Below are 1776 nucleotides of genomic sequence, written 5' to 3'. Positions count from 1 at the left end.
CTCCAGCCGTGTTGCTTCGCGAGTCATATCGTGAAGGAGATAAAGTGCGTAAACGTACCCTAGCTAACCTCTCAAAATTACCAGATCATGCGATAGATGGTTTACAGCTACTGTTAAAGGGTGGGACAGCAATTGAGAGTTTACCTGAAGCGTTTAAAATAATTAGGAGCCGTCCTCATGGCCATGTAGCAGCAGTGTTAGGAAGCTTGAAGAATACTGGTTTACATAAGCTAATTAATCAAGAAAATACCAGGGAACGAAGACTGGTATTAGCGATGATTGTGGCACGTATTATTGAGCGACGTTCTAAATTAGCTACATCAAGAGGAATGAGTGATGAAACCTGTTCCTCAAGTCTGGGAGAAATGTTAGGTCTAGAAGGTGTGGATGAAGATGAATTATATTTAACAATGGATTGGCTATTACAGAAGCAAGGAACAATTGAAAATAATTTAGCAGCATTACATTTAGAAGAAGGAACATTAGTTCTCTATGATGTTTCCAGCAGCTATTTCGAGGGTAAAGCTTGCCCAATAGCCAAATACGGTTATAATCGCGATGGAAAAAAAGGGAAATTACAAATAGTATTTGGATTGCTTTGTAACAAAGAAGGTTGCCCAATATCAGTTGAAGTATTTGAAGGAAATACTAGCGACCCAACAACCTTTACACAACAGATAGAGAAAGTTAGAGCTAGATTTGGTATTCAACAAGTAATTTGGGTTGGAGACAGAGGAATTATTTCTTCAACTCGGATTAAATCATCTTTTAAAAAAGAGCATCAAGTTGACTGGATTAGTGCATTGCGTTCAAGCCAAATCCGGTCACTGATAGAACAAGATTGTATTCAGCTATCGTTATTTGACGAAAAGAATATTGCAGAAATATCGTCCCCTGACTATCTAGGGGAAAGGTTGATTGCTTGTCGTAATCCGATGCTGGCGGCAGATAGAGCGAAAACTAGAGAAGAATTATTACAAGCAACTGAAAAAGAATTGTCCAAAATCTCTGCCAGTACAACTAGACAGAAACGTCCTTTACGGGGAGAATCTAATATCGCTTTAAAGGTCGGACAAGTTCTGAACCGCTACCAAGTTGGAAAACATTTTAAAATTGATATTAAAGCTGATAGCTTTTCATTTGAAAGAGATATACAGAAAATCGCATCAGCAGCGGCTTTAGATGGCTTATACATCATTCGTACATTTGTAGAAGCTAAAATTTTATCTGCCGAAGATACTGTTAAAGCTTATAAAAGTCTTTCCCAAGTCGAACAGGCTTTCCGTAGTTTTAAAACTGTTGATTTAAAAGTTCGACCAATCTATCATTACACAGCACAACGAGTTAAAGCTCATGTATTTTTGTGTATGTTAGCCTACTATGTCGAGTGGCATATGCGTTCTCGTTTAGCTCCGATTTTATTTGATGAGGATGATTGGGAACAAGCTCAAATTACACAAGAATCTATTGTCAAGGCTAATAACAGTGATAGTGCTAAGGCCAAGGCTAGAAAAAAGCGTACCCTAGACGATTTACCAGTTCATAGTTTTCAAACTTTATTAGCTGACTTAGGGACTATTGCTAAAAATAAAATTCAATCTACTTTTAAAGGAGCTAATTTGATTTTTGACAAAATTACCGAACCTACAAAAGTGCAACAAAGGGCTTTAGATTTACTTGGTGTTTCATTAATTTGTACCCAGTAAACCCTGAATCAAAATCCTTGCAACCCTTGCTATGCATTGCACACGAATTTTGTCAAAGGGGGAAGTTCAG

The 1776-nt window shown here is 37.6% G+C and carries 1 protein-coding gene; it reads left to right on the top strand.

The genetic code is table 11. The features are described from left to right. The coding region (locus BV375_RS06155) for an IS1634 family transposase (protein WP_086758379.1) at positions 1–1706 on the top strand (1706 nt) is incomplete at its 5' end. Positions 1707–1776: the final 70 nt, after the last annotated feature.

This window comes from Nostoc sp. 106C, assembly GCF_002154725.1.
In the GTDB taxonomy this organism is placed as follows: domain Bacteria; phylum Cyanobacteriota; class Cyanobacteriia; order Cyanobacteriales; family Nostocaceae; genus Aulosira.
This window is presented reverse-complemented; position numbering and strand designations above follow the sequence as displayed.